This window comes from Candidatus Streptomyces philanthi (assembly GCF_059553635.1).
Genome location: NZ_JCANQV010000324.1, coordinates 1 through 6,061 on the forward strand (window position 1 = coordinate 1; position 6,061 = coordinate 6,061).

Sequence of the window (6,061 nt, forward strand, 5' to 3'; positions counted from 1 at the left end):
GCGACGGCGGAGCCCGTCCTGCGCTCCCTCCTGGCGCTGCGGGTCACCGCAGCCCCGTTCGGCGCGACGGCCCCGCTCAAACCCGTGCAGGACGAGCGGGGGCGGGTCATCAGGACGGCGGACTGGCCGCTCACCGGCGCCGCGCTGACCAGTGTGCGGGTGGTGTACGACACGGCGGGCAAGGTCCCGGTGCGGGCGGAGGTCCAGTACATCGAGGCCGGGAGTTCGGTGCAGCGGGCCGAGAACCTGCCCGCCGACACCGCCTTCCCCCTGGGCCCCGGCCGCGTCGAACTCCGCTCCCGCGCCGACCACGAGCACCTGCTGGACCGCCTCCGTCCCCAGGCGCAGGAACCGGGCGTCACCGTCGTCCTGCTGCCCGGCCTGCCGGAACGGACCCTGTCCGTGTCCCGGCCGGGCGAGGACGGGCGCATCCGTGTCGCGGTCGACGGCGGCACCGGGCAGTCGTGGGACCTCGGTCCCGGCGAGCACCGGCAGGTCGCGGACGGGACGTACGAGGTCGGGGTGCGGGTGGCGTCCGGCGGGGAGCCGCCCGCCGTGGAGATCGGCGTCGCGACGGTCCCGCCGCCGGCCGACCGGCACACGCTGCCGCTGGACGCGGTGTACGACCGGATCACGGTCGGCGGCCGGGTCGTCGTCGAGCGTCCCCGCAAGGGCGCGGACGGCCCGGACGGCATCCCCGGCGACAAGGCGCTGGCCCGCGTCGTCACCCGTGTCACGGCCGTCCGTACCACCGTCCACACCCGCTACGGCATCACCGGCCGGGGCACCGTCCTCACCCTCGCCGATCCGTGGCTGGACGAGCACGACGCCGTGCTGTCCGCGATCCGGGACACCACCGTCCACGCGGCGGGCGAGGAGCTGCGGCAGGCGGACGACCCGGTGGGCGAGGACGTCCACGGTGACGTCCTCGAACTCGCCGAGCTGTACGAGGGACTGCTCCCGGGACACCGGCTGATCGTGTCCGGGGAGCGGACCGACATCCCGGGCGTGAGCGGGATGCGGGGCACCGAACTCGCGGTGGTCGCCGCCGTCGAGCAGACCCTCGACCCGGACCTGCCCGGGGACCGCGTCCACACCACCCTGACCCTGACCCGCGGCCTGGCGTACCGCTACCGGCGCCGGACCGTCCGCGTGCAGGGCAATGTCGTCCCGGCGAGCTGCGGGGAGAGCCGCGACGAGCCGATCGGCAGCGGCGACGCGGCGCGCGCCCACCAGACGTTCGCGCTCTGGCGGTCGCCGCTGACCTGGCTGCCGGACGACACCGCGCGCGGCGCGTCCCCGGAACTGGAGGTCCGGGTCGACGGCCTGCTCTGGCACCCGGTCGCCGGCCTCGCCGGACGCGGCCCGTGCGAGCGGGTCTACGTCCTCGGCGCCACGGGCGACGGGCGGACGACGGTGACGTTCGGCGACGGGGTGCACGGCGCCCGGCTGCCGACCGGGCACGACAACGTCCGGGCCCGCTACCGCTTCGGCACCGGCCGGGCGGCGAACGTCGCCGCGGACCGGATCACCCAGGCCGTCACCCGCCCCCTCGGCGTCGCCGCCGTCACCAATCCGCTGCCCGCGACCGGTGGCGCGGATGCCGACGGGCCGGCCCTGACCCGGCGCGCCGTCCCGCTGGCGGTCTCCGCGCTGGACCGGCTGGTCTCCCTCGCCGACCACGAGGACTTCGCCCGCTCCCGGGCGGGCATCGGCCGTGCCTCGGCCCGGGAACTCTTCGACGGGCGGCGCAGGATCGTGCATCTGACCGTCGCGGGCACGGACGACGTCCCCCTCGCGCCGGACGCGGAGGTGCTGCGGTCGCTGCGGGCCGCGCTCGCCGAGTACGGCGACCCGCGGCTGCCGGTCCGGGTGGACGTCCGCGAACGGGTGCTGCTGCTGCTCGCGGCGCGGGTGGCGGTGGCCCGGGACCACACCTGGCGGCTGGTCGAGCCCCGGCTGCGGCAGGCGCTGCTGGACCGGCTGGGCTTCGAGGGGCGGGAGTTGGGCCGGCCGGCGCTGCTGTCGGAGGTCCTGGCCACCGCCCGGTCCGTGCCGGGCGTCGAGGACCTGGTGGTGGACACCTTCGCGGGCGTCCCGGCGTCCGTCACCCCCACCGGGCTCGCCTCCCTCGCCGACCGCCTCTCGGGCCCGCCCCCGGCCGCCGTCCCGTCCCGGCTCGCGGCGTACGACGAGCAGGTGTACGAGGTGACCGCGGACGGCGGCGAGACCCTCACCGCCGTCGCCGCCCGCCACGGCCTCTCCCTGGCCGCACTGCTCCGCCTCAACCCCGGCATCACCGACACCCGGCCGCTGCCGAAGGGCAGCGCGGTGTGCGTCTTCCGCGGCATCCGGCCCGCCCAACTCGCCCTTCTTTCCCCGCAATTCCCGGAGACACTGATCCTCACGGAGGTGGCACGATGAGCCCGACCCGGGAGCCGGACGGCCTCGCGGACCTGCTGCCGCAGTGGCACCGGCTGCGCGACGCGGAGCGCGGGGAGCCGCTGCGGGCCCTGCTCGCGGTGATCGCCGAGCAGGCCGACCGGGTGCGTGACGGCGTCGACCGGCAGTACGACGACTGGTTCGTGGAGACCGCCGCCGCCTGGGTCCTGCCCTACCTCGGCGACCTCGTCGGCTACCGCCCGCTGCCCGGCTACGAGCGGGTGGCGGCCGCGGGACTGCGCGACGGCGGGCCCCCGGACGCCTCCCGGCAGCGGCTCGCCGAGGCGCTGGCGCCGCGCCGCGAGGTGGCCGCGACGGTCGGCAACCGGCGGCGCAAGGGCACCCTCGCCCTGCTGGAGGAGCTGTCGCAGGAGGTCGCGGGCTGGCCGGCGCGGGCCGTGGAACTGTCCCGGCTGCTCGCCCAGCAGCAGCCCGTACGGCTGTACGGGGCGGGGACGGCGGACGACGACGCGCGGCGCGCTTCCCGGGGCCGGCTGGTGGACGTCCGTGACGGCGCGGCACTGGACCTGGCGGGCGGCCCCTTCGGGACGACCGCCCGCTCCGTGGACGTCCGCCGCGCCGGCTCCGCCCACCGGCAGGGCGGCTACACGCCCTCCGGGGTCGGCCTGTTCGTGTGGCGGCTGCGCCCGTACTCCGTGACGCACGCGCCCGCGTACTGCGTCGACCGGGCACGCAACCTCTACACCTTCTCCGTCCTCGGCAACGACACCCCGCTGCTGACCCGCCCCGAACCGGAACCGTCGGCGGCACACATCGCCACGATCGACAACGTCCCGGCCCTGATCCAACGCCGTCAACTGCACGACCGTCCCGCCGACTACTACGGGCCCGGCAAGAGCTTCACCATCCGCCGCGACGGCCACAGCTCCCCCGTACCGCTCCGCGACATCGTCGTCGCCGACCTCGGCGACTGGCGCTACCGGCCCCGGCGCGGACAGGTCGCCGTCGACCCGGAACGCGGCCGGATCGCGTTCGGCGCCCGCTCCGCGCCCCGGCAGGGCGTCTGGGTCGACTACCACTACGGCTTCGCGGACGAGACCGGCGGCGGCGAGTACCCGCGCGACGACCGGACAGGGACCGGCTGCCGCGCCCTGCCACCGGACACCGCCGTCTACCGCGTCGGGCCCGGCCGCCGCCACCGGCGGATCATGGACGCGTACGCGGCCTGGCGGCACGACCGGCGGGCCGGGCACTGCGGCCCCGACGGCATCATCGAGATCACCCACAGCGGCGCCTACCAGGAACAGCTCGACTTCGACCTGGACCCCGGCGACCGGCTGGAACTGCGCGCCGCCGAGGGCACCCGGCCCGTCATCCGCCTCCTGGACTGGTACAGCAACCGGCCCGACGCGCTCAACATCCGGGCCCGCGACGAGGACTGCCCGCCCGGCGCCCGGCCGCGGATGGTGCTGGACGGGCTGCTGGTCACCGGACGCGGCGTCAACGTGACGGGCCCGGTCGGGGCGCTCGTGCTGCGGCACTGCACCCTCGTACCGGGCTGGTCACTTCAGCCGCACTGCGCCCCGCACTCCCCCGAGGAACCGAGCCTGGTCCTGGACCGCACCACCGCCTGTGTCGAGATCGACCGCAGCGTCCTCGGCAGCGTCAGCGTCCTCGGCGACGAGGTCGGCACCGACCCGCTCACCGTCCATCTGCGCGACAGCGTCCTCGACGCCACCGCCCCCGACCGGGAGGCGCTGTCCGCCCCCGACTGCCGCCACGCGCACGCCGTGCTGTACGCCCACCGCTCCACCGTCATCGGCGAGGTGCACACCCACGCCATGGGACTCGCGGAGAACAGTGTCTTCACCGGCCTCGTACACACCGCCCGGCGCGGCATCGGCTGCCTGCGCCACTGCTACGTCCCGCCGGGCTCGCGCACCCCGCGCCGTCACCGCTGCCAGCCCGACCTGGCCGGGCCCGGCAACGCCGCTTCCGTCCGCCCGGTGCTGCGCTCCGAGCGCTACGGCACCCCGTACTACGGGCAGTTGGCCGACGACTGCCCCGAGGAGATCCGGCGGGGCGCGGAGGACGGCGCCGAGATGGGCGCGTTCCACGACCTGTACCGGCCGCAGCGCGAGGACAGCCTGCGCGCCCGGCTCGCCGCGTACACGCCGGTGGGGAGCGACGCGGGGGTGCTGTTCGTGACCTGACCGCCACCGGCCCGACGGCCACGCCCACCACCGCCCGAGCAACCGTCCGAGGGGGACCCCTTCCATGCACGCCGATCTCTCCCGCGTCACCTACCGGCCGGAGCGCCACTACTCCGCCGTGGTCGCGCAGCAGGGCCGCGTCCAGCTCGACGCCGACGCCAACGAGCAGACCGCCATCCAGCTGTTCACCTCCCGCACCCTGGCCGCCGACCTGATCGGCCCGCACGGCGGGCCGGGCGGCGCCACCGGATTCCGGATCACCGTACGGGGCGGCAGCCGCGAACTGGACGACCTGGACATCGGCGGCGGCCGCTACTACGTCGACGGCATCCTCTGCGACGCGACCCGGCCGCGACCCGGCGTCCCCGTGCCCGCACACGACACCGGCGACGGCCGGGCCGGCGCCGCCGGGGAACCGGCCGAGGCGCCCGCCACCTGGACCTACTGGGACCAGCCCGACGCCTTCCGCGACCCCGAACGCCCCGGCGACCGCCTCCCCACCCGCTTCCCCTACCTGGTCTGCCTGAAGGTGTGGGAACGGACCGTCACCGCGGCCGAGGACCCGGACCTGCGCGAGGTGGCGCTGGGCCCGGCCCTGCCGGACACCGCGGCCCGCGCCAAGGTCGTCTGGCAGGTCCTGCCCGTACCGGGCGCCGAGTTGGAGCTCGACGGCGGCAATCCGTCCGCCGACGACATCCGCGCCGCGTTCACCCGCTGGGCCGCGAAGGCGGCCACGCCCGGCTCCCGGCTCGCGGCGCGCGGCGAACGCCCCGGCCACACCGACGATCCCTGTCTGATCCCCCCGGATTCCCGCTACCGGGGGCCGGAGAACCAGCTCTACCGGGTGGAGGTGCACGACGGCGGCACCGCCGGGGACGCCACCTTCAAGTGGTCGCGGGAGAACGGCTCCGTCACCTTCCCCGTCGACGACCTGGACGGCACCTGGGCCACCCTGGCGGCCCTCGGTTGCGACGACAAACTGGACCTGCACGTCGGCGACCTCGTCGAATGCGTGGACACCGCCTACAGCAGCCGCGGGGAGGCCCTGCCGCTGCTGCGGATCGAGGAGGTGGACCTGCCGGGCCGCCGGGTGCGGCTGTCGGACGAGCCCGCGCGGGGCGTCGGGCGGCGCCCGGAGCTCCATCCGTTCCTGCGGCGCTGGGACCACCGGGAGGACGGCCGGCGGGCCCGGCGCGGGGAACGCGCGGGGCGGTTCCACCACGGCGCGGTCCGGGTGGAGGAGGGCGTCTGGCTGCCGCTGGAGGACGGCGTCGAGGTGTACTTCGCGGCCGGCGGCACCTATCGCACCGGCGACTTCTGGCTGGTCCCGGCCCGTACGGCCACCGGCTCCGTGGAATGGCCGGCGGACGCGGCACGCCGCCCGCTGCTCCGGCCGCCCGCCGGGGTCGTGGTGCACCACGCGCCGCTGGCGTGGGTGCACGGCG

General features: G+C 76.3%; 3 protein-coding genes. All 3 read left to right on the forward strand.

Annotated elements, in window-relative coordinates; genetic code table 11:
* Window positions 1-2,424, forward strand: a 2,424-nt coding sequence (locus AC51EU_RS25860) for a putative baseplate assembly protein (protein ID WP_496269487.1), incomplete at its 5' end; no start/stop codon positions are given.
* Window positions 2,421-4,616, forward strand: coding sequence for a hypothetical protein (locus AC51EU_RS25865; RefSeq protein ID WP_496269488.1), 2,196 nt, complete (start codon window positions 2,421-2,423; stop codon window positions 4,614-4,616). The genes AC51EU_RS25860 and AC51EU_RS25865, both read left to right, overlap by 4 nt.
* 64 nt (window positions 4,617-4,680) lie before the next feature.
* Window positions 4,681-6,061 (forward strand): DUF6519 domain-containing protein (locus AC51EU_RS25870; protein WP_496269489.1); only part of this gene is annotated, 1,381 nt, incomplete at its 3' end.

Bases quoted from the DNA above. Each gene is read 5' to 3' on its own strand.
- AC51EU_RS25865 (WP_496269488.1), top strand. From the start codon at position 2,421: ATGAGCCCGACCCGGGAGCCGGACGGCCTCGCGGACCTGCTGCCGCAG.